This window comes from Mycobacterium sp. NGS59 (assembly GCF_059812345.1).
On record NZ_JCALCN010000003.1, the window covers coordinates 234,797 to 256,054 of the forward strand.

The 21,258-nt window shown below is 62.9% G+C and carries 20 protein-coding genes; 9 read left to right on the forward strand and 11 right to left on the reverse strand.

The features are described 5' to 3' along the window. The first annotated feature begins 246 nt into the window (after positions 1-246). From AC5Y46_RS06165 to AC5Y46_RS06175, 3 genes are read left to right on the forward strand one after another with little or no spacing between them, the layout of a single operon-like run. Entirely contained in the window at positions 247-822 is a 576-nt protein-coding gene (locus tag AC5Y46_RS06165; RefSeq protein WP_499945316.1) for a TerD family protein, read from the forward strand. Beyond that, positions 806-1,960: a DUF475 domain-containing protein gene (locus AC5Y46_RS06170; protein WP_499945314.1), complete on the forward strand. Its 1,155-nt coding sequence runs from the start codon at positions 806-808 to the stop codon at positions 1,958-1,960. Before AC5Y46_RS06165 ends, AC5Y46_RS06170 begins: the two co-directional genes overlap by 17 nt. Before the next feature lie 29 nt (positions 1,961-1,989). Next, positions 1,990-2,691, forward strand: coding sequence for a TerD family protein (locus tag AC5Y46_RS06175; protein WP_499945311.1), 702 nt, complete (start codon positions 1,990-1,992; stop codon positions 2,689-2,691). 2 nt (positions 2,692-2,693) lie between these two features. Here AC5Y46_RS06175 and AC5Y46_RS06180 read toward each other — a convergent pair whose 3' ends face one another. From AC5Y46_RS06180 to AC5Y46_RS06195, 4 genes are all read right to left on the reverse strand, one after another. Next, on the reverse strand, positions 2,694-3,464 hold the full coding sequence (locus AC5Y46_RS06180; protein WP_499945309.1) for an AIM24 family protein: 771 nt from the start codon (positions 3,462-3,464) through the stop codon (positions 2,694-2,696). Beyond that, entirely contained in the window at positions 3,461-4,159 is a 699-nt protein-coding gene (locus tag AC5Y46_RS06185; protein WP_499945307.1) for an AIM24 family protein, read from the reverse strand. The genes AC5Y46_RS06180 and AC5Y46_RS06185 overlap by 4 nt, the downstream gene beginning before the upstream one ends. A 9-nt stretch (positions 4,160-4,168) precedes the next feature. Next, on the reverse strand, positions 4,169-4,792 hold the full coding sequence (locus AC5Y46_RS06190; RefSeq protein WP_499945305.1) for an AIM24 family protein: 624 nt from the start codon (positions 4,790-4,792) through the stop codon (positions 4,169-4,171). A gap of 174 nt (positions 4,793-4,966) precedes the next feature. After that, positions 4,967-5,485 carry an O-acetyl-ADP-ribose deacetylase gene (locus tag AC5Y46_RS06195; RefSeq protein ID WP_499990483.1) on the reverse strand — a complete coding sequence of 173 codons (519 nt, stop codon included), beginning with the start codon at positions 5,483-5,485 and terminating at the stop codon, positions 4,967-4,969. Positions 5,486-5,988: 503 nt separating this feature from the next. Between AC5Y46_RS06195 and AC5Y46_RS06200 the strand changes: the two genes are divergently transcribed. The 3 genes from AC5Y46_RS06200 (at position 5,989) to AC5Y46_RS06210 (ending at position 7,332) form a co-directional block, all read left to right on the forward strand. Next, positions 5,989-6,567 (forward strand): TerD family protein, encoded by a 579-nt coding sequence (locus tag AC5Y46_RS06200; protein ID WP_499945304.1) that lies wholly within the window; start codon positions 5,989-5,991, stop codon positions 6,565-6,567. 112 nt (positions 6,568-6,679) lie between these two features. Further along, entirely contained in the window at positions 6,680-6,949 is a 270-nt protein-coding gene (locus tag AC5Y46_RS06205; RefSeq protein ID WP_499945303.1) for a hypothetical protein, read from the forward strand. Continuing rightward, positions 6,946-7,332 (forward strand): type II toxin-antitoxin system VapC family toxin, encoded by a 387-nt coding sequence (locus tag AC5Y46_RS06210; protein ID WP_499945302.1) that lies wholly within the window; start codon positions 6,946-6,948, stop codon positions 7,330-7,332. The genes AC5Y46_RS06205 and AC5Y46_RS06210 overlap by 4 nt, the downstream gene beginning before the upstream one ends. 48 nt (positions 7,333-7,380) lie before the next feature. On the opposite strand, the gene AC5Y46_RS06215 is transcribed toward AC5Y46_RS06210, so the two are convergent. Further along, positions 7,381-7,815 carry a hypothetical protein gene (locus AC5Y46_RS06215; RefSeq protein ID WP_499945301.1) on the reverse strand — a complete coding sequence of 145 codons (435 nt, stop codon included), beginning with the start codon at positions 7,813-7,815 and terminating at the stop codon, positions 7,381-7,383. Positions 7,816-7,902: 87 nt separating this feature from the next. Here AC5Y46_RS06215 and AC5Y46_RS06220 point away from each other — a divergent pair, with 87 nt between their 5' ends. Continuing rightward, complete coding sequence (locus AC5Y46_RS06220) at positions 7,903-8,946, forward strand: ERCC4 domain-containing protein (protein WP_499945300.1); 1,044 nt, start codon at positions 7,903-7,905, stop codon at positions 8,944-8,946. On the opposite strand, the gene AC5Y46_RS06225 is transcribed toward AC5Y46_RS06220, so the two are convergent. Continuing rightward, entirely contained in the window at positions 8,888-10,570 is a 1,683-nt protein-coding gene (locus AC5Y46_RS06225; protein WP_499990419.1) for a nuclease-related domain-containing DEAD/DEAH box helicase, read from the reverse strand. The two genes, AC5Y46_RS06220 and AC5Y46_RS06225, sit on opposite strands and share 59 nt — an antisense overlap. Positions 10,571-10,592: 22 nt before the next feature. Here AC5Y46_RS06225 and AC5Y46_RS06230 point away from each other — a divergent pair, with 22 nt between their 5' ends. Continuing rightward, positions 10,593-10,907, forward strand: coding sequence for a hypothetical protein (locus AC5Y46_RS06230; protein WP_499990420.1), 315 nt, complete (start codon positions 10,593-10,595; stop codon positions 10,905-10,907). 75 nt (positions 10,908-10,982) lie between these two features. On the opposite strand, the gene AC5Y46_RS06235 is transcribed toward AC5Y46_RS06230, so the two are convergent. Both AC5Y46_RS06235 and AC5Y46_RS06240 read right to left on the reverse strand, forming a co-directional pair. Next, complete coding sequence (locus AC5Y46_RS06235) at positions 10,983-12,446, reverse strand: ADP-ribosylglycohydrolase family protein (RefSeq protein ID WP_499990421.1); 1,464 nt, start codon at positions 12,444-12,446, stop codon at positions 10,983-10,985. A gap of 47 nt (positions 12,447-12,493) precedes the next feature. Beyond that, the gene (locus AC5Y46_RS06240; RefSeq protein ID WP_499990422.1) at positions 12,494-13,183 is read right to left on the reverse strand and encodes an ankyrin repeat domain-containing protein; all 690 of its coding nucleotides are present in this window, start codon (positions 13,181-13,183) and stop codon (positions 12,494-12,496) included. A gap of 268 nt (positions 13,184-13,451) precedes the next feature. Between AC5Y46_RS06240 and AC5Y46_RS06245 the strand changes: the two genes are divergently transcribed. Then, positions 13,452-14,075 (forward strand): helix-turn-helix transcriptional regulator, encoded by a 624-nt coding sequence (locus AC5Y46_RS06245; RefSeq protein ID WP_499990424.1) that lies wholly within the window; start codon positions 13,452-13,454, stop codon positions 14,073-14,075. Positions 14,076-14,080: 5 nt separating this feature from the next. Here the strand turns inward: AC5Y46_RS06245 and AC5Y46_RS06250 are convergent, their stop codons facing one another. From AC5Y46_RS06250 to AC5Y46_RS06260, 3 genes are all read right to left on the reverse strand, one after another. Next, positions 14,081-14,443 (reverse strand): hypothetical protein, encoded by a 363-nt coding sequence (locus AC5Y46_RS06250; protein WP_499990425.1) that lies wholly within the window; start codon positions 14,441-14,443, stop codon positions 14,081-14,083. After that, complete coding sequence (locus AC5Y46_RS06255) at positions 14,440-16,878, reverse strand: AAA family ATPase (protein WP_499990427.1); 2,439 nt, start codon at positions 16,876-16,878, stop codon at positions 14,440-14,442. The genes AC5Y46_RS06250 and AC5Y46_RS06255 overlap by 4 nt, the downstream gene beginning before the upstream one ends. Before the next feature lie 63 nt (positions 16,879-16,941). Then, entirely contained in the window at positions 16,942-20,043 is a 3,102-nt protein-coding gene (locus AC5Y46_RS06260) for a DEAD/DEAH box helicase (RefSeq protein ID WP_499990428.1), read from the reverse strand. Positions 20,044-21,258 lie beyond the last annotated feature (1,215 nt).

Sequence of the window (21,258 nt, forward strand, 5' to 3'; positions counted from 1 at the left end):
CGGTTTTCCATGTCCAAAAACGCCGCCGTCAGGGCGGTTTGCGCCGAGTCGAACGATGCGTCTGTGCGGGGCTCGCGAGACCGTCTGAACCACCGACCAAGCACACCGCGATCTTAGCGGGCACAAAGTCCTCGCCTGATAGTCGTCGCTTTATCCGTCGACGGTGTACTACGGTTGGCATCGGTTCCTGTGTTTGCAGATACCTAGTCCGACAAAGTTTTCTCACATCATCTGGAGGGGTGCTCGATGGGTGTCAGTCTGAGTAAGGGCGGCAATGTTTCGCTGACCAAGCAGGCGCCGAATCTGACGGCTGTCGCCGTCGGCTTGGGTTGGGACGTCCGGACCACCACAGGCACCGACTTCGACCTCGATGCCAGCGCCATCGCCTGCGGTGAGAACAAGAAAGTGCTGTCCGACTCGCACTTCGTCTTCTTCAACAACCTGCGCTCGCCCGAAGGTTCGATCGAGCACACCGGAGACAACCTGACCGGTGAGGGCGAGGGTGACGACGAGGTGATCAACGTCGACCTGGCCAACACCCCGCCCAACATCACCAACATCTTCTTCCCGGTGTCGATCTATGACGCCGACTCGCGCAGCCAAAGCTTCGGGCAGGTCCAGAACGCCTACATCCGGGTCATCGACCGCTCCAACGGCAGCGAACTCGCTCGCTACGACCTGTCCGAGGACGCCTCCACCGAGACCGCGATGGTCTTCGGCGAGCTGTACCGCAATGGCGCCGAGTGGAAGTTCCGCGCCATCGGCCAGGGCTACGCGTCGGGGCTGGCGGGGATCGCCCGCGACTATGGCGTCAACGTCTAGCGTGGCTCCCAAGGTCGGCGCGCTACGGATCTTTTGGCCGTCACTACTCGTCACGGTCCTTTCACTAGGCGTTGCCTTCTGGTACGGCAGCGTCCAGGCACTCATCCTGTGTGCGATTCTGGGCATCCTCGAGGTGTCGCTGTCGTTCGACAATGCGGTCATCAATGCCACCGTGCTGCGCCGCATGAACGAGTTCTGGCAGCGGATGTTCCTGACGATCGGGATCTTGGTCGCGGTGTTCGGCATGCGGCTGGTCTTTCCGCTCGCGGTGGTCTGGATTACCGCGGGTCTGAATCCGCAGCAGGCTTTCGACAAGGCACTCAATCCTCCGGCCAACCACGCCCCGTATTTCCCCGACGGCAGTCCTAGCTATGAGACCGCGCTCACCGGGGCGCACCCGCAGATCGCCGCCTTCGGCGGGGCGTTCCTGCTGTTGTTGTTCCTGAACTTCATCTTCAGCGAACGCGAGATCACCTGGCTGTCCTGGCTGGAGCGGCCGCTGGGTAAAGCCGGCAAGCTCGACCAGCTCTCGGTGGCGGTCGCGGCGGTGGCGATCATCTTGTCCTCCCAACTCATCGCGAAGCCAGAAAATCAATCCACGGTGCTGTTGTCCGGATTGCTCGGCTTGATCGTCTACATCGTCGTGGACGGACTCGGGTCGATGTTCGAGGTGGACGACGAGATCACCGATCCCGAAACGCCGGTGGCCGGTGGACCTTCCGAAACCGCCAAGGCGGCGGGCAAGGCTGGCTTCTTCCTGTTCTTGTATCTGGAAGTCCTGGACGCGTCGTTCTCGTTCGACGGCGTGATCGGTGCGTTCGCGATCACCGCGGACCCCATCCTCATCGCGCTGGGTCTTGGCTTCATCGGTGCGATGTTCGTTCGGTCGATCACGATTTTCCTGGTGCGCAAGGGAACGCTCTCCGAGTACGTCTACCTCGAACACGGAGCGCACTGGGCGATCGGCGCTTTGGCGACGATCCTGCTGATAACCACCGGGACGATCGAGATCCCCGAGATCGTCACCGGCATGATCGGCGTGGTGCTCATCGGTGCGGCCTTCCTCACCAGTGTGGTGCGCAACCGTAGGGAACGTGCCGAAGAGGTGCCGGAGCGTCAGGCCGCCGAGGTCGATTAGCGCGCCGATTCCGCTACGAAAGGGTCCTCATGGGTATCGACTACAACAAGCGCCCGCAGTCCCAGCCCGGCCCTTCGGCGTCTCCGCCGCCACTGACCTACCCCGCCCCCGCGCGTCCGTCCTCAGTTGCGCCGTCGGCCGGCGGAGTGAGCCTGTCCAAGATCAAGCTGACCAAGGACGCCCCGCGGATCAGCTTGACCAAAGCCGGTGAGCGGCAAGGGGTTATGCGGGTCAACCTGAACTGGAACACCGGCGGCTACGGCGGTGCCGTCGACCTCGATCTGGGCTGTCTGTACGAGTTGTCGACGGGACGCAAGGGTGTCGTGCAGGCGCTGGGCAACTCCTACGGGTCGGAGTTCTCCGAGCCGTTCATCGCGCTGGACGCCGACGACCGCACCGGATCGGCAGCCGGCGGTGAGAACATGCGCATCAATCTCGAACAGCCCGAACGGTTTCGGCGGATCCTGATCTTCGCGATGATCTACGAGGGCGCACCGAACTGGGCGGCGGTCGACGGTGTGGTGACCATGTTCCCGACCTCGGGTCCCCAGATCGAGGTGCGGATGGACTCACCGAACAACCAGGCGCGCATCTGCGCGATCGCCCAGGTCTACTATGCCCAGGGCGCGCTGCACGTCAACCGGGAAGTGCAGTACATCAACGGCGGTCAGCGGCTGCTGGATCAGGCGTACGGCTGGGGCCTGCAGTGGCAGTCGGGTCGTAAGGATTAATTTCAGACGCGGTGCTGCTGGGCCATCTGCGCGGTGATCACCTGATTCAGGCGTTGCAGGCCGCCGCTGGACAGCCCGTACAGCTGAGATTCGATGGTGCGCACCACCGCTGAGTCGCTGAGCACCTTCTCGCTGGACTGGATCAGGATGGTGCCGGCGCCGGTGAAGTCGAACTGACGTTCCTCACCCGTGTTGATGCCGAACCGCGCCGCGCCGGCCGCGATGAAGCTGCCGATCCAGCGCTGGTCGTAGTGGTGGCTCGGTGACGGGCAGTCTGCCCAGCCGACCAGCGCTTCGGGATCGACGCGCGCCGGCGGTTCGACGAACATGACCGCGCCGTTGGAGGACGCCAGGAACTTGCCGGTGCCGATCAGCGTGACGAATCCGGGCACGATCGACTGGTTGAGGGACAAACCTGGTTGGAACGCAAGGAGATTCGCCGCACGGATGGTCAGGTTGCCGTCGTCGAGGTCGTAGGAGTTGATGTCGTAGCCGCGGTCGCCGATGATCAGCTTGCCCTGGCCCTCCGCGACCGTGTAGTCGCCGAAATACAGTGGCGCCGAGAACTGTTGGGAGACCATGTGCATCAGTCCGCCCTGCAGCCCGTGGGTCAGGGCGCGGAACTGCATCTGTCCGTAGTAGGCGATCATGGCGCCCTTGCGGATGAACCACGGGTTGAGCAGGTCGATGTTGAACGCGTACGGGTTGTCGGGGATGTTGTCGTCGCCGGGCAACGTGTTCGGGTTGAGTATCTGACCAAACGAGGGGCTCACAGCTTTTCCTCCGATGCCTGCACGTAAACGGTTCCCTGCCCATGGCATTTCAGTTGCATCGCTTCGCCCGATCCTCGTCCGACGGCGTCGCGCCAACTCATCGCGCTCTTCAGTTCGGTCTGCACATTGCCGTAGACGCCGACGAAGGCCTGGGGGTCGACCACCACCGGATTGGGGCCTCCCACTTGAAGTTCCAGCACTCCGCCGTGGGCGAGCAGGACCGCGGCGCCGTGCCCGGACAGTTGCGTCGTCCACAGGCCTTGGCCGGTCAGGGCGCCGCTGGCCGCGCCGCGCAGCATGCCCATCATGCCGCCGCCGCCCCCGCCGCCGGTGCTGGCCACCGAGACCACGCTCGACTGCAACCCCGCGGTGTTGGCGAGCAGCCTCGATGCTTCGACTCGCAGGACCTGCCCCGGCTGGATCTCCACGACGTGCACTTCCAGTCCGGCGTAGCCGTAGTGCACTTCGCCGTTGCCCTGGGCCATCATGGTGCGTTCGTGTTCACCCTGCATCATTCGGCCGGCGAGGCGGGCGATGCCGCCCATGCCGCCCATCTGGCCGGCACCCGGGACTTGGTGCGGCGCGAACGCGACGTCGCCGGTGTAGAACAGCATCGCGCCGGTGCGGGCCACGACGCCGCCGGCCTGGGCGACGTTGACCTTGACGACTTTCGAGTTGACCTTGGCGAATACCACTGTGGTCCCCTACCGCTCGGCCGGCTGGATTGACACGACGCCCTGGCCATCCCAGCGCAGTGAGAAATTCTCACCACTGCCCTGGCCCATCGCCGTCCGCCACGACACGTCGGTGATGAACGACTGCTGCATCTGGCCTTTGGCGCACACGAACGCGTCGGGGTCGACGACGAGCGGGTACTGCGGGCTCACTTCCAGGTGGATCAAGGGACCGCCGGCGGAAAGAATCGCGACCTGGCCCTGGCCGGTGACCACCGTGGTGAACAGGCCTTGGCCGGAGGATGCGCCTCTGAGGCCGGTGAAAGTCACGTTGTTCTGCAGGTTGCCGGCCATGGCGAGCAGTTGGCGTGACTCGACCTGCAGCTGCTCGTTGTTCAGGTCGATGATCGTGACGTTCTGGGCGTTGACCGCCAAGAAGACCCGACCCTGGCCGGTGCACTCCATCAGGCTCAGCGCCTCGCCGGTGACGCGCTGTTTGAGGCCGGCCAGCACGCCCGAGCCGCCGCCGAAGCCGGCGTTCTTGAAAGTGATGTTGCCTTCGTAGGCGACCATCGAGCCGGTCAGCGCCCGGATGCTGGTGTTGTTCAGATGGGCTTCGATCACCTTTTTGTGCTGCTGATACAACTGCGCCATATACGCTCCCCAGCCGGTTGAGTTGCCAGCGAGAACCTTAGCTGATCGGGGGGCTCGGGTCATCAACTGCGACGTGGGGATAAATCCCGGTTAGGCTGCCGTCGCCGCGTGCTGGTTGTCGTCATCGACGGGGTGCGCCGATATTGGCGGTAAACCGGTTGGCGCACACTGCTTTTAGAGTGGATCAGACGTTTGTGACGCCAGTTGCTCAAGCACCAGGTCGTGCTCACCCCGTCCGAACGCCACCAGCCTCACTTCTTCGACACGCGCTTCAGAGGCGGCGATGGTCGCGATTGCCGCCGCGATGGCATCGCGTCCCGGCCAGCCGTAACTACCCGTGCTGATGAGTGGAAAAGCGACGCTTCGAGCGCCGAGCTCGTCGGCGACCTCTAACGAACGGCGGTAGCAAGACTCCAAAAGTGAGCGGTTCCGCTGCCCGGCTCTGTAGTTGGGACCGACCGTGTGAATCACCCATCGGGCGGGTAGCTCCCCCGCCGTCGTCCATCCGGCGTCGCCGGTCGCGAGCCCGTCCGGGAATCGCTCAATGCACTCGCGCAAGATTGCGGGGCCACCGACACGGTGAATCGCGCCGTCGACACCACCGCCACCGCGCATTGTGTTGTTCGCGGCGTTGACTATCGCGTCAACGTGCTGCTCGGTGATGTTTCCCTGAATTGCAGTAATAACCGGCATCCTGTCAGTATCCGCCGAAGCGCGGTCATTGACATCGGCCACCAGTTCGCGATGACACATCGCGGCTGCCAGTGGTCAGTCAGACAGATTGAATTTGGCAACGCCTGCAAGATGTTTCGTTGAATGCTCACTCCGGCTTGTCGACGAAGCGTTTAACGGGATCGGTGTCCTTGCTGGACAGAATCTGCTTGCGCTCGACCGGACATTACTGATGAAGGCTCCGACCGTGCAGGTATTGGCCGAATCGGCCGCACGCTAATTACCTTGTCACCGTTAGCGTCTCAGTTCCTGACGGTGCACCTGGCCTAGGTCGACAGCGGTCATAGGAATTCCCGGCACGTCCAATTGCTCAATCAATTACTCACGGCCACCGCTGCACCTGCCAGGACAGAAGTCCCAACGTCGCACCCTGTTCAAAGCCCGCCATTTCGGGGTTTGACTGCCGGTTACTAGTATCGAGCGCGAGGACTCGCCAACGACGATGTGTGTTCACGGAGGTATCGATGTCGGTCAAGCTGGCCAAAGGGGGCAACGTCTCGCTTGCCAAGCAGGCACCTAATCTGACCGCAGTAGCGGTCGGCTTGGGATGGCACGCTCGCGCGACCGCCGGTGCCGACTTCGACCTCGATGCCAGCGCGTTCGCGACCGGCTCCGGCAAAAAGGTGCTTTCCGACAGCCATTTCGTCTTCTACAACAATCCCCGGACCCCTGAAGGCACGATTGAGCACACGGGTGACGATCTGGTCGGCGGTAGCGGCGGCGACGACGAGATCATCAACGTAGACCTCGCTAATACGCCGCCGACAATCACCAACATTTTCTTCTCCGTGTCCATCCACGAGGCCGACAACAGACGCCAGAACTTCGGTCAGGTCACGAACGCCTACATCCGAGTCGTCGATCAGGCGACCAGCATTGAACTCGCACGCTTTGATCTCACCGAAGATGCCTCGACGGAAACCGCGATGATTTTCGGTGAGCTCTACCGGCATTCCGGAGAATGGAAATTCCGGGCGATCGGCCAAGGCTATGCCTCCGGTCTTCGCGGCATTGCGTTGGACTACGGCGTCAACGTCGAGTAGCCGTAGCGGCGCACCCTTTCGGATGACTCCGCGCCGTTGTATCTATCGACGAGCTGCGCCGATGCCAGCACCAGCGGTGTCACACCTACCTAGGTAGTGTTACACTTCGGCGATGCCGACCGCTCACCGTCGCCATGCCATCACAGAAACCAACGACATCAGCGACGCACTGGAAGTCGCGCGCCGCGAGTGGCCCGATCTTGCCCATAAGCCGGGTGCGCTGTTGCGCCGGTTGATCCTCGTAGGACGAAATACGATCGCGCACAACGACTCTGCTGCCGTCAGCCAACGCGAGCGAGCAATAGAAGAAACGAGTGGCGCACTGGCCGGGGTCTACGGAAGTGACTATCTCAGGGAGCTTCGCGAGGACTGGCCGGAGTGATCATCCTCGACGCCAGCGTCCTGATCGGCCATTTCGAGTTGGCCGATGCGCACCATGTCGAGGCGACTGCTCTGCTCAGGGCGCACGCCTTGGACAGTTTCGCTGCTAGCGTCGTCACCCTCGCCGAGGTTTACGTCGGTCCCGCCCGAACCGGCAGCACCGAACAGCTCGACCGACTGCTGGCTCAGTTGCAGATCCAGAGCCTGGACCTTCCGGCCGGCGCCGCCCGCCGCCTGGGCGAGCTACGTGCCACCACCAAGCTGAGGATGCCCGACTGCTGTGTGCTGTACACCGCGTCGCAGTGCAACGCCACCATAGCCACGTTCGACGACAGGCTCGCGGCTCGGGCGGTCGACCTGGGATTGACTGTGGCCACGGTATGACGTTGCAGGCGAGGCGACTTCGAGTGAGCCCGGTTCCGCCGAGTGCCCCTACGGGACCGGCGTGAGCTGCAGCTGCTGAGTCACCCGCGGCGGCCGACCTCCCGACCCGCATATCGGCGTATCTATACCCGAATCATCCTTGCCCGCAAGGGTTTCCGAATCCCAGGTGGCATAACTGACATACACGCCCGGCACCCGCGAACCGCCCGGACAGAACGCATCAGAATGCCAGACCAGTGACCATTGTCCGTCGGCCATCCGGGCGGTACCGAAGGCTGGGCCACCGGGTGAGCTGGCGACCGCAGCGCATCCCTCACCGCACGGAGTGAAGTACCAGTCGCTCGTAGTGATTTCGCCCGAGGCCGAGGTCACCGTCGCGAGGTAATGGCCGTCCATGGTCGGCGCCGCCGATGCGGTACCAACGGACCCAACAGTTAACCCGGCGAGCATGACGATTGTGGCGATGCGTCGTGAAACGGTCATGATGCGGCGTCCTCCCTGTGGCGTTACCTCACAGATTTGCTATAGCACAAAGGCCGCGCATTCACCGCAGTGGCAGACTGTGAGCCTGTGGTGGAGCTGTTGATCGCGGTCAACCCCGTCGAGGATTCGCGGCTGAGGTTTCTGCTCAGAGTCCCGCTTCCTGGCGGCGATCTGTTGTTCCGCACCTCGGGGACGTGGCCGCGGGAGAAGGCCTTGTTCGCCTACCCGGTACCGCTGGATGACTGGCCCGATAATCCGGTGATCGTCGAACGGGTGCCGCTGCGGTCGTGCAGTCGGCGCGGCGCGGCGATCGACGTGATCGCCGACCGGTCCCGGCACAACCGCTCCCAGCTCGTGTTCACCCAGGCTCGCGGGCGCGACGTGGTGTTCTGGCAGTCGCCGCGCACCCGCAAGCAGGCGCGCCCGAACGTCCGCACCCCGACCGCCCGCGCCCACGGCATCGAGGAGCTGCAAATCGTGGTCGACAGCCACGAGCAGTACGCCTATCGGTTCGCGACCCAGCAGGTCAACACTGTCAAGCGCGCGCTGCCGTGCGGGGACTACGGGATCGTCGTCGACGACCAGCTGGTCGCCAGCGTGGAACGCAAGTCCTTGGCCGACCTGGTCGGCAGCCTCACCGGAGGCAAACTGCGCTATCAGGTCGGCGACCTGGCCGCGCTCCCACGCGCATCGGTTGTCGTCGAGGATCGCTACTCGCAGTTGTTCAAGCTGGAGCATGTCCGACCCGCACTGGTCGCCGACGGGCTCGCCGAACTCCAGATTCGCTGGCCGAACGTACCCATCGTGTTCTGCGAGACGCGGCAGCTCGCCGAGGAATGGACCTACCGGTTCCTCGCCGCAGCCAGCGAGTGGGCCAAAACTGAACATGCTGTCGCGCAACGTATCTCACCGGTCAGGATTGATATCGCCCACCTTGACCAGGCGCCGGCAGCGCCAACACCATCCACCTCCGAAGTCCGTGCCTGGGCCCGTAGCACCGGCTTGGCGGTACCCGATCGTGGCCGCCTTCGCCCCGAGATCTGGGCCGCCTGGCACGACACGCATCGAACTTCTAGCTCGACGGAATGCCCAACCGTCGAGCCAGATCCGAGCCACCCACGTCGCGAATGAAGCCGGGGTCACCGCAGACCACAAGTTGGTCGCGCGCCCGGGAGAGTCCGACATACAGGCGTTCGCGAGACCGCTCGAAGACCGACTTCTCGTTGACGACGAGCACAACGGCACGACGCTCCAGCCCCTTGAAACCCAGGACGTGCCCATAGAAGACCTGGTCGACATCCCAGAAGCTGTCCCAGTAGGCGGCATTGCCGGCCTGTTGGCGTTCCCGCTGCTCGGGATGCCGGGAACCGGTGGTCAGCAGGGCGACGTCCTCCGGACGCCAGCCCTGGTCGAGTAGCAGTTCGACTTCGTCGTCGCCGACGTCCATCGCGTCGTCGTTCTGACAGGCGACGAACTTGACGGCGGGGCCGTCGCCGCCGAGAAACCGCATCGGGTGATCGACGAGCGGCTGGAAAGCATTGGCGATCTGGCGGGTGTTGCGCAGGTTGTGGTCGAGGACCAACGGGACAAGCGGTACCGGCGGCGAGCCGTGCCGGCTGAAGACCCGCTGGCCTTCGTCGGAAAAGACGTAGAGTCCGCCGGTCTCGTCGTCCTTCAACGCCGCGAGCAGTGGGTCCCACCACGCGTCGGCGAAGTCTTGCGCCTCGTCGACCACGATCGAGTCGAAGCGTTGATTGGGCGCGAGTTGCGCTGCCAGATCGGTCATTTGGGCAGGGAGGTCGTGCTCCCAGAACTGCACCGTCTCCTCGGTCCGCAGCGACTCGTCCGGGCCCTTCGGCGCACCCCACCGCACCCCGAGATCGTGGAACTCACCGACATACGCCAGTTGGTGACGACGACGCCAATGCGCGGTGATCCGCTCCAGATACGAGGCCAGACCGTGGGAGTAGCAGACCAGGGCGACCCGCTGCCCCTTCGCTGACAGTCTTCTCGCCTGCTCCACCGCGAGGAACGTCTTGCCGCTGCCCGCGCCCCCGCGAATCTCGACTCGGTTCAGCAGCTGGATCGCATTCAGGATCACCGACTGGTGCTCGGTGAGCGTGTCGGCGGCGTCCTCGTTCGCCAGTGCCCGGGCGACCACGTTGCGTTGCGGTAATCCCCTGCCGCTCAACGCCGTCGAGAGCTGCTCGATTCCCCTGGCCGTGAGCAGGGGACGGTCGAGCTGTTGGCTGGTGAGGATGTAGGTGAGTTTGTCCACGAGCGTCGGAAGGTCGTTGCGGTCGACCACTTTCCAGCGCGGGCAGTCGGGCAGCGCGAAATCGTCGGGGATTTCGGTATTCGGCAGGACGACGACGTGGTCCCAGCGGAGTCGTCCTTGGGACCAGCGGTCGTCGCCTTCCACGAAGGCTCTCAGCGCGTAGCAGGCTTCGCGGGCTTGGCGTACCGGGTTGATCTCGTGATGGTCGTTGTTGCGTCGCTGACGCCAGGACCTGCCGTCGTGCCAGACCTCGCCGCCCTTGACCTCGAGGCAGATGATGCCGGCGCCCTCGATCGCGACGACGAAGTCGACCTCGTGGTCCTTGAGGTGGTCGGTCACGCGTTGGTTCGGGATCACCTGGCTGCTCGGGTCGAGCTGGTCGAGGAGGGCTTGGTAGACCTTGCGCTCGGCGGGGTTGGCCAGGCGGGGCGCGGCGCTGGACATCGTCGTCACCGACTGCGTTGGGTTATCCGCCATCGCACGATTGAACACCGCGGGGGTGACAGATCTCCAAGGTGTGCTGAACCGCGTCGGCTACGTCCGTTTGACGCGGCTGATCGTGATGTCGGGAGTCGAGCACAGCCGACACGTCAACGCGCGGATTCTGAGCCGCATCTTCGACATCCGTAATGCCTTGTTGCAGAACGGATACGAGCACCCGCAGGACAGCGTGACCCACCAGTCCGCCGAATGGTCTGCCTCGTCGCAGAACTTCCGGCAGATGCACGGGATCTCGGTCTGGAAATCCAGCTCCGACAGGACCTGGAACTCCGGCAGCAGTAAGCACTCCCCGACTGTCACGTTGGAAGGGTAAAGCTGTAGTTGAGACTTTTGGTGGAGGCGCGCTGCGTGCCGCGAGTCGGTTACCGCCTTGCGCCCGGCACCACCGTCACCGCACCTCAGCTACTCCGGGGTGCAATCGCCGCAATGCAGCGCGGAAATCCCGGTTCGGCGACGCTCCCGGCAACACCGCGACCACATCACTCAACGCCTCGTCGACGTCGACTCCCCTGCGCCGAGCCCCGTACAGCGCCCCGATGGTGGGCGTGCGGCTCTGCGCCTGGACGCAGTGGACAAACACCGTCCGCCCCTCGGCGCGCAGCTGCTCTATCGCGCGCACCGTGTCCAGCAGGACGAAGTCGAGGTGGTCGTTCTCGGCGTCGCGGTCGATGAGCCGGACGTCGAGGTGTTGCGCACCGGCCGGTAGCTGCGCATCGGCGACTCGGCACAACGACACGACGGCGTCGACTCCCGTCGGCAAATCCCGCAAGCCGGCGATCCCGCCGATCCAGACCTTGTCGTCGTAGGGATGCTGGACGGGCCCCCGGACCTCGGGGAACCCCTTGTAGGTGTAGTCGAACGTGTCGGGCCGGCCTTTGTCGACGATGTTCGTCGCCAACTGGACCAGACCTCGCGTTCTCAACCCGGGCCAACCCTGCAACAGCAACCGCCACCGGGACGGAACCGCCGATGCCCCGTACGCCGCTCCTAGCAAGCTGCCTGCGATAGCCGCGACGGTGTCGGTGTCGTGACCGCCGCGCACCGCAGCCTCCAACGCCAGGCGCAGGTGATCCACTCGGAATGTCTCCGCGGCGGGATTCTCTACCGGCACTTGGGTATTCACGATCGCCGACCAGGCGCCTTGCAGCGCCGCGACCACCCAGCCGTTCTTCGCGGCGAAATGTGACGGCGACGCTGCCTCGGCGTCGTCGAGCCGCGACGACCACAGGTCACGTCGCTCGGCGTCGATGCGGCCCAGACCTTCTCGCACGTCGAGTTTTCCGGTGAGGACGGCGCGCCGGATGGCCAGGCACCACAGCACGCAGGCGTCGCCGGCGTCTGGGTCATAGTGCGTCAGCTCGCTCACCGCCCGCGCAGCCTCGACCAGTGCTTGCTCATCGTCGAGATAGGCCAGGGCGACCGGTGCGGTCCGCATCAGCGATCCATTGCCGGCCGTCTTCTTGGTGCGTTGGTGTAGAGCAGCGGACTCTTCCCGTGCGGTATCTGCAGAGATTCCGCGGCCCGCTGCGGCCGTCAACACTGAACGTGTCTGCATGCCCACGTCTGGCGCAGTCTTGGCCCATTCGCACCAGCGCCGCACGATTTGGTCTTGTGCATCCTGGTCACGCAGATCCGTACCGGTGGCGGCGATCTCGGCGATCGCGATGGCCATCGACGTGTCGTCGGTCCACTCGCCGCGTTTGAAAGATCCCAGGCCACCGCCGATCATGTCTACCGGGGCGTCGGGAGCCAGCGTGGGCTGGAATTCGTAGCCGGCGCCCAGGGCGTCGCCGGCTGCCATGCCGAGCAGTGCGCCGCAGGCGCGATCACGTTGTGCAGTAGTCAAATTCATAGTTTCCTCCTCTAGTTCGGATGTATGGCGAGTCACTGCGCGGGTCATTAGACGAATCCCTGATCGACCAGGACCGTTCCTTCCGGTGTGACCAGGTGGGTTTGTCCCGACCCTTCGACCAAGCCGCACCAGCTCTTCACTTCGAGTGCTCCGCGTTGCAACTCGATGTGGAAGCCGTATTTGGCGGGCAGCGGGAACCACAGTCGTTGACCGGGCAGCTCGTGCAGGATTTCGACCGGCGGATAGCGCAGAACTTTGCTCAAGTCGCCGTCGTAGATGCGTCCCTGGATGCGGCCGTCGATGAGCTCGGCGAGTCGCGCGTCGAGCGCTCGGATCTGCTGATCCGAAAGCGGTGACCGCGGCGGCTGCAACATCCGCCTCAAGGTCTGTGCCCGGTTGCGCGCGACCGCAACGTCGAACGCGGTGCGCCCTTTGGCGTCCCGCAGCGAGCGGGCCGCGCCCCGGTCGAGCAGCTCCTGGACCACCGCGGTGGGCGCGCCGTGCCAGGCCGCTTGGTGCAGGACGGTGAACCACGCGGTACCGCCCGGTCGCCACTGGTTGATCACCAGCCAGCTCCACTCGAGGTCGAGCACCTTGATCACCTCGGGCCAGTTGCCGACTTTCGCAGCATCGGCCAAGCGGTGTCCGGCACTGACCAGGTCGTCGGCCATGACGGAGGTGTCCAGCACGCCTTGCCACGGGCTGGCCCCCTGGATGATCTCGTTGTACGACGTCATGCGCACCTCCTTCGGGTTCTCCTCGCTAGGCGAGTTGCTGGTGCCGGCACCGGTTGATGTCGGCAGCTAGTGAGCACCGCCGTGCTAGTGCTTGGCGATTGGTAGCAGCGTCAGTGTAGAGCGGGGCACCGACAAGTCGGCGCTGATCCGAATCACGTTCTGTAGAGCGACTACTGAAACTGTTGCTGCTCTGCTGCATTTTCTACTGCACTATTACAGTAGCATAGCGCTGCCGACATTCTGCGATTGAGCAGGCTAGACTGCAGCGATGCAGACCGCGGATGACGACTTCGGAGGCACTTTCGCGGAACGCGCGAAGGCTGCGCGCCTACGGGCTGGCCTGACTCAACAACAACTGTCCGACAGGTTGGGCCGCGAGACACCGGTCGAGCTCGACACGTCGGCGATAACCCGCATCGAGGCCGGTCAGCGAGAGCCGCGGCTCAGCGAGGCACTCGCCATCTCGCGGATTCTCGGATTCGGGCTGGACAACCTCGCGCCACGCGCAAATCTGCAGTTCTACCTAGACGATGTCGCAAGGTTGATGAAGGAAGGCCGCGCGGCACTGGTGCAGATGATCCGTTCGGTCGACCCCGTCATCGATTTCGTCCGACGAAATCCGGACTGTCTCGGCGACGACCGGCTCGAGGACAGGCTCAGCGCGGTAGTCGATCGGTTTCGCCAAGAGGTCGCGAAGGAGAGCGTCGCCATCACGCGGAGCCGGTCGGATCAGCGTTTGAAGCGTCAACTGCTCCGTGCGGTCAGCGAAGGGATCCTCGTCGGAGTCGACGAGTTGCCGCCCGTGCACGAGAAGTGGTTCAAAGACGACATCGGTGTGGAGCCTTCGCGGACCGGACGACGGGGCGGACGGCGTCAGGGGTGGCGTCGGTAGCGTTGCTAAACCGTGACGTCGACGCCGTCTAATAGCGATCGCGCCTGGCCAACCAAGTGGCGAACCTCCGCCTGCGACGGCTGCAGCTCATACGCGTGGTGATGCACCGCCCGACTCAGCGCGTGCCAAATTCTCCTGGCCCGTTCCCCGACCTCGTATCCCTTTTTGTGCCCCAGCACAACAAGTTTCGACGTGGTCGTAGGTGGCTTCTGCCCCGACGCGCACCAGGCTGCGCTTTCCTCATCGAGCCAATCCTCGAGCGCCATCCGGGTCAGCAGCGCCGCAGTGCGCGCGGCACGTGGCCCGAGCGCGATCTGGCCGCCCAGAATCTGCTCGGCATATTCGATCAGTTTGGTTCGGGCGATCACGCCGTGCCCTTTGCGAGGTCACCGACAGCGAGTCGCGCATCGTTCACCGCTGACTTATAGTCCGATACCCCTTGATGGGCACCCTTGGTGACTACCGTCAACGTGTCTCGCCGGGCCTGCCCGCCGGCCTTCCACTTGTCAACGGCCAGTTGATCATCGGCATTACCAACTAAAGCCAGCGCCAAGCGACGCGTGGTCTTGGTGGCGCTCTCCCAAGTCAGTTCGACGTCTTCGCGAGATCGCCCGTTCGCGAAGGCTTTTGCCGAGTAGGTATCCCATGCAGTGGACTCCAACGCTTCGCGGCACAACGCTGGTATTGCGGACCGCTTGATGTCTTCGGGTACCGCTTCATCGGCCGCGATAGCGTAGGCATCCTCCAACAGGCGGGTTGCCGGCCGCGTCGAATCCACCACGCTTATCGCCGAATTCGTCGCTCGCGTCACTTCGACGATGCGCGCCGGAGCTCGAGAACTGCGGATAGCGGCCGGTAGTCGGTTGTCGTGGGTCATGACGATTACCTGGCGGGTTTCGGCTAGTTCTGTGAGCACATCGAGAAACCCGTCGATCTTGGACGGGTCCATGGCTTGGATCGGATCGTCGAATACCAGGAACCGGAAAGGGCTTTCGGGCGACGTTGCGCGCGGAATGAAAATGGCCAGCGCCAGGGCCTGGAGTTCACCTTGGCTCATCACTCCGAAAGCTTCGGTCTCGGATCCGTCGACCTCAGCGTGTAGCACAACTCGCCGAGTCGTCTTCTGTCCTTCGAGGCGGATCGCGCCGAGGGCGACATTGCTTTCCTGGCGTAGCGCGTCCCAGATCTGCTTCGATTTCTCGGTCAGCGGGGACAATCGCTCGTTGCGTAGTTGACCGGCGTTGTCCTGCAACCATTTCAGTGCTTCCGCAGCGACTGCACGCTGGGTAGCCACCGCGTCGACTGCCTCAGCCTTGCTGAGCCACTCTGCAAGTTTGACCGCTGCCGGACTCCAAGCGTCCTCGCGAGCCTGAATGAGTTGCGCCGCCTCTTGGGCAAGTTCTCTGTACGCGGCCCGCAGCGGCGGCAGCGTCGTCTTCACATGGTCGACGAGCGCTTGATCATCGTCGACGGGGAATTCGGCGAAGTCGTCATAGGCCGACCGCGCCGCCACCAGCGTGCTCAAGTCCGCCGCAGAAAGCGGTGGCCGTGTCACTGAGCGCACCATCGCAACTACCGCCGACCGGGCTTGCCGGCTCTCGGCCCGGGCTGCGGTCAGGTCTCGAGCGGCGCTCTCGGCACGCTCCAACGCGGCTCGGGCGGCGACGGCCCAATTCCCGTCGAGAACGCCTTGTCCGCAAACCGGGCAAGACTGGTCGCCGTGCTGTTCATGAAACTCCAGACCCGACTCCAAAAGCTGTGCGCGATCAGCGGCCACCGAGTCCGCACGGCTGGCCTCCTGCAGCTCCGCCTGCGCCGCGGACCGTAGGACGGCGAGCTTTGGTTCAACTTCGTCAGCACTGGGCACGACCAACTGCCGCGCCTGTAACCACGGCGCCGGAACGTCAGGCGCCGCACCCACGATCAGCGGCCGCAAGGCATCCAGGTTCGGTTTGCTCTTCTTGATTTGCGTGAGCGCGGTGGCGGCTCGAGAATCCTCGTGCGCGCTCAGGATGGGCTTGAGTACGTCGCTGATCCTCTTCAATTCAATCGAAGGTTCCTTGAGCTTTTTGACCTCCGCATCCAAAAGGCCGATGGCAGTGGTCAATTGCTCAAGACCAAGAAGACGGTAGAGCTGGTCATAGAACTCGCTGGGCTTGCCCTCCAGGATGCTGCTGAGTTCGTCGTAGCTCAGCAGCGGTCGATACATGGTCAGGGCGGTTTCCCAGCCCAACGCACTGACGGGTTCCTGTTTCTGGCCTTTGCGCTGAACCCATCGCTTCATCTGCTCGACCGGGACGTCACCGGCGGCCCAGTCGACGCCGATGGTCGTTGCACCCGAACCTTCCTCGGCGATGCCGATTCGGATCCGGGCAGGATCGCCGGCATGAAGGTTGCGCCAGTTCTGCGACCACACCACCGGCTTGTCTTTCCACCGCGAGTTGACACCGGTGAGCGCCAGTTCCAACGCTTCGGCAAGCGTCGACTTCCCTGAGCCGTTGCGTCCGGCGATCACCGTGAGGCCGGGACCCGGTTGGAGGGCGACGCTCACCTCCTGACCTACGCCGCGGAATCCGGAGACCGTGATCGACGCTAGGTAAGCGCCGACCGGTTCTTCTGGTGAATCGTCTGCTGCCGTCAAGCTTTCCGCGATATGCGACGACGCGTCGGCTCCCCCGAGTGCCTCCGACAAGACGTCGGGATCTTCGAGTGCCGCCAGTACGGCGTATTGCGCCGCTTCACTGAGTGAATCGTCGGCGTCGGCCAGCGCCAGCACGTAATTCTTCAGTGTGTCTGTCCCCATGTGTCTCCTCCTTGGTCAGAGACTAGAAGTGCGGTTCGCGCGATCAGCGTCGGCGCGCGTCTGCTAGGCCACGGCTACTGTCGATGCCTGGTACACCTCTGTCGGCATCGGATGACGGAGCTGCCACGTGATCGCCATTGGGCGGTCCCCCTCGTGCGACACGTATTCAGCCGGTCCCAAGAACACATAGGGCGACGCGCCGAGAGCATTGCTCTTGTTTCGGCGCACGAAAAGCAGGATGTGGGAACCTCGCTCACGATGATGGATGTACCGCTGCCCCGTCGGCGACATTGAAGAGGTGGTCGATTGAGACTCCCAATGGAATAGCTTCGGACTCAGGGCGAAGTCGCGGTACATCGTCGTCGGCGAATAATCACGGTCTGATTTGTTCAAAGTGATCAAGAACGCATCGGCGTTGACCTCCTCACACCAGGCCACTCCTTCGCGCATCGTGCTGGGCGTGCGGCGTTGGGACGCAAACCCCAGCGCAGCAAGAATTTCTTCGCGCGAATAGCTCGCATGCACTTCGAGGGGCACCAGGGAAAGCTCAGGCACGAGGCTTCCCAGCTCGTAGGTGGTCCGCCGGGCGCTGTCAAAAGCAATGTCGATCACCTGGCGCAGCTCGTCAGCCACAGCTTCACCTTGGAGCGCATCGAGTCCCACTGCAGCGGAGTCGAATCCGCCACCATTCGGGTTCAACGAGTAGAACAACATCCCCGCCAATCGCCTCCCTATGAGGCTGTCCGGCTCGCGAGTCCCATCCAGAATGGCGCGGTATGCCTGCCAACGACGCCGATCGTCGACGTGGGCGACCGCACGAACGCGCTTGATTAGGTCGGTCTCGCGGGGTCCGACGTTGGAGTCGAGTTTGCCGGCATCGCGACACAACGACGTCCACGAACGATTGCTTTTTAGAACGTCTTCCAGGCCACGCCCGTAAGCGCTGAGATAGGAAGCCAACTGGTTGTCCGGATGTGCTCGCGCCTCGGAAACCAATACGGCCCATCTCGGAGCGACCTGTTGGCGGATGTTGTCCAAGACAAGGTCTTGCACGACCCGGTCAAGGACGATCTGACTCCCCGAGGGCAGGAACGGGAAACCTTCCTCCATCTGCCGCTGCAGCGCTCTTCCGCCAAGGCCTGTCATGGCTCGGAAACGTTGATCAAACCGGAACTCACGACGTTGATGTCCAACAAAATCTAGTGCGGTCAGGACGGTCTTGCCCCGGGTCAGCCGCAGTCCGCGGCCTAACTGCTGCAAGAAGACAGTTGCGCTCTCTGTGGGGCGGAGAAACAGCACGGTGTCGACCTCAGGGATGTCCAGGCCTTCGTTGAAGAGATCAACTGCGAAGAGGATATTGATGGTGCGGCTGCGCAAGTCCTCGAGAGCGGCACGCCGGTCACCGGCTGAAGTTTCGGCAGATACCGCTCGCGCAGGGATATTAGCTTCGTTGAAGCGTTGTGCCATATACCGCGCGTGCTCAACACTGACGCAAAAGCCCAACGCACGCATGGCCGCAACGTCAGTAACCTTGTCGCTCAGCTCTTTCAGCACAATGCGCGTGCGGGCATCGTTACCGGTATAGACAGTGCTTAGCGCTGTGGAATCGTACCGTCCGCGCTTCCATTGGATCGCCTCGAGATCAGTTCCGTCGTAAATGCCAAAGTAGTGGAACGGACACAAAAGATTCTGTTCCAACGCTTCCCATAAGCGCAGCTCAGCGGCGACTCGCCCGTCAAAGAAGACTCGCACATCGACGCCGTCGGCACGTTCAGGGGTGGCGGTGAGTCCCAATAGTTCGATCGGACGCACATGCTCAAGGAGGCGCCGATAGGACGTGGCCTCAGCATGATGAAATTCGTCGATGACTACGACGTCGAACCGCCCGGGCGCAACCGCCGAAAGCCTTGCCTGTGAAAGAGACTGGATGCTGGCAAACACATGGCGCCAGCTAGTCGGTTCGTGTCCGTCAACAAGTAGTTCACCGAAAGTAGGATCAGTCAAGACTTCCTGATACATGCGCCGCGATTGCTGCAAAATCTCCTTGCGGTGCGCGACGAACAGGAGCGTCAGGTCACGATTGTGGGTTTCTCGCGAAAGCCGTCGATAATCCAAGGCCGCGATGACGGTCTTCCCGGTTCCAGTGGCGGCAACGATCAGATTGCGGTGGCGGTCGTGAATTGTGCGCTCTGCGTCGAGCTCTTCGAGTATCTCGGCCTGATAGGGCTTGGGAGCGACCTCAAGACCAGAGAGGGTAACCGTTATCCCGTCGCGTGCACGGTTCCCCGATGCGGTCTGTAGCGCCGCCCGCAGACGGTCTCCGTCTTCTGACGGCCTGTAAGGCTCGAACTCCCTGGTCTCCCAATACGAGTCGAAGGTGGCGCGGAACTTCTCTAAGAGATGCGGAGTCGTCTTAGCGGACAGACGGACGTTCCATTCCAATCCATCCACAAGTGCGGCATGGGAAAGATTGCTGGAACCGACATACGCGGTGTGAAACCCGGTGTTGCGCCGCAACATCCAAGCCTTGGCGTGTAGCCGGGTGCGGTCGATTTCATAGTTAATCCGAACTTCGGCGCCGAAGTCATTGGCAAGAGCGTCAAGGGCGCGAGCATCCGTGGCACCGAGATACGTCGTAGTGATCACACGCAACGGGATATCGCGTTGGCGCAGTTCGTTCAGTTGGTCCTCAAGTAAACGGAGACCTTGCCATTTGATGAAAGCGCAAAGCAGATCGACCTGGTCGGCGCTTGCGAGTTCGGCGCGAAGTTCCGCGGCCAAGGTCGGTTCGTTACGTGCATTCGTCATGAGTGCAGCGTCCGAAAACGGAGTAGCTGGCCGCGGCAAACGAGTACTACCCAGAGCACTCGACTCCGCTACCTCGTCGAGCCGCATAATCTTGCCGGGCTCGACCTGACGCAGCGCCTCCTCCTCAACTTCTGCGTCGGGCAGGACCTCCAAGATTCGTCGAACAAGTTCGACGCGGTCCTCAGCAGTGCGCGCTCTTTGCATGGCGCGCGCGACGATCGGCACAAGGTGACGCGCGATGGTCAGCGCCTGTTCCGCATCGTCGACAAAGCCGTACTTGGCAACAAGATCTTCCCGCCGATTTAGCTCGTCTTCGAGCTGAACCGTGAGCAGCGATTCGTAGATCCCCGGGTACACGAATCGGACGTTAGCGGACTGCCACGACAATTGTGGAAGGCAGTTCGACGATTCTTCGCAAAGGGCCTGCCTGCGTTGGTCGGCCGGCGCCCAGCACCTTGGCTCAAGAATGTCTCGATCGGTGCATTGTCGCTCGACGGCCTCTAGAAGCTACGCACTGACGGCACGGGAACTCGCCAGGTCGAGTTAATCGATGCGCGCGGCGGACGCTTCCGGATCGGCCTCGGTCATCAAGCAGCGGCAGCGGCCAGCACCCACCGTGCATTCTCCGCAAGGCGGAGCAATCCGAGCCGATCCAGCACCGCACGAAAAAGTTACTCCACAGACTGTAGATCCTCACCCAACCACGAGTCTGACAGGTGGTGTGCGAGTTCGGCCGGCGGCACTAAATCGACGCTGCGAGGTCCCAACTGTCTTGGCAACACGGGCCGGTTGGCTTGGTAACCGGAATCTCAGAGGCGACAAGCCGCTTTCGTTTAGCGAATTGTCTGAGCTGATATGGACGCGGCGTACTGCCATTGAAATGGCGCGGTTAAGGAGGTGCGCAATTTCTCTTCCGACTCTCCGCCGTGAGAGGACGCCGTGCGGTTAGCAGTGGTCTGCCGCTTCGTGCACGCGATTAAGGTTCTTCGCGGCGATGCTACGGGCACTTCTCTGTGTCAATGCGAACGACGCCGAATGTGATGTTGGTGCTAGCGGTAATACTTGCTCCTGGTGGCGGCGTCGAAGTACACACCACCCAGTTCCGATCGACAACCTGAGCACGGCCCTTGCCAGTCAAGTCAGTTGATCCGGAATACCAGACCGAACCATTCGTCAACGACTGAATCGCATCCTGAGCTCCTTGCAGGTCCTTGCCAATTAGATTTGGCATCGTCCAGGAAGGATCCGCGGATGCGATCGGCACCAAGTTTGAAAAGCTGACGCCTAACCAACCCGTGAATACAACCGCTACGAAAACGAATAGACCCTTCATACGAACCCTCCATATGGCTCCGAACTCGTGCCAAACTAGGCCTTCTATCAGTGACCGGCTGAGCTTTCATGGCACACATAGTGGACTCATAGAATGTCTGTCCTACAACGGTGACGCGGATCACGGGTCACTGTAATTCCCTGATCTGACAACCCCGCCGCTCTGGTCGGATCTCGGCCGACGACGTGGACCTCATCGGCAACAACCGATTGTGCTCGTGTCTCGCCGTGTCGGGGCGG

Bases quoted from the DNA above. Each gene is read 5' to 3' on its own strand.
- AC5Y46_RS06165 (WP_499945316.1), top strand. From the start codon at position 247: ATGGGTGTCAGTCTGAGTAAGGGCGGCAATGTTTCGCTGACCAAGCAG.
- AC5Y46_RS06170 (WP_499945314.1), top strand. From the start codon at position 806: ATGGCGTCAACGTCTAGCGTGGCTCCCAAGGTCGGCGCGCTACGGATC.
- AC5Y46_RS06175 (WP_499945311.1), top strand. From the start codon at position 1,990: ATGGGTATCGACTACAACAAGCGCCCGCAGTCCCAGCCCGGCCCTTCG.
- AC5Y46_RS06190 (WP_499945305.1), bottom strand. From the start codon at position 4,792: ATGGCGCAGTTGTATCAGCAGCACAAAAAGGTGATCGAAGCCCATCTG.
- AC5Y46_RS06195 (WP_499990483.1), bottom strand. From the start codon at position 5,485: ATGCCGGTTATTACTGCAATTCAGGGAAACATCACCGAGCAGCACGTT.
- AC5Y46_RS06200 (WP_499945304.1), top strand. From the start codon at position 5,989: ATGTCGGTCAAGCTGGCCAAAGGGGGCAACGTCTCGCTTGCCAAGCAG.
- AC5Y46_RS06205 (WP_499945303.1), top strand. From the start codon at position 6,680: ATGCCGACCGCTCACCGTCGCCATGCCATCACAGAAACCAACGACATC.
- AC5Y46_RS06215 (WP_499945301.1), bottom strand. From the start codon at position 7,815: ATGACCGTTTCACGACGCATCGCCACAATCGTCATGCTCGCCGGGTTA.
- AC5Y46_RS06225 (WP_499990419.1), bottom strand. From the start codon at position 10,570: ATGGCGGATAACCCAACGCAGTCGGTGACGACGATGTCCAGCGCCGCG.
- AC5Y46_RS06235 (WP_499990421.1), bottom strand. From the start codon at position 12,446: ATGAATTTGACTACTGCACAACGTGATCGCGCCTGCGGCGCACTGCTC.
- AC5Y46_RS06240 (WP_499990422.1), bottom strand. From the start codon at position 13,183: ATGACGTCGTACAACGAGATCATCCAGGGGGCCAGCCCGTGGCAAGGC.
- AC5Y46_RS06245 (WP_499990424.1), top strand. From the start codon at position 13,452: ATGCAGACCGCGGATGACGACTTCGGAGGCACTTTCGCGGAACGCGCG.
- AC5Y46_RS06255 (WP_499990427.1), bottom strand. From the start codon at position 16,878: ATGGGGACAGACACACTGAAGAATTACGTGCTGGCGCTGGCCGACGCC.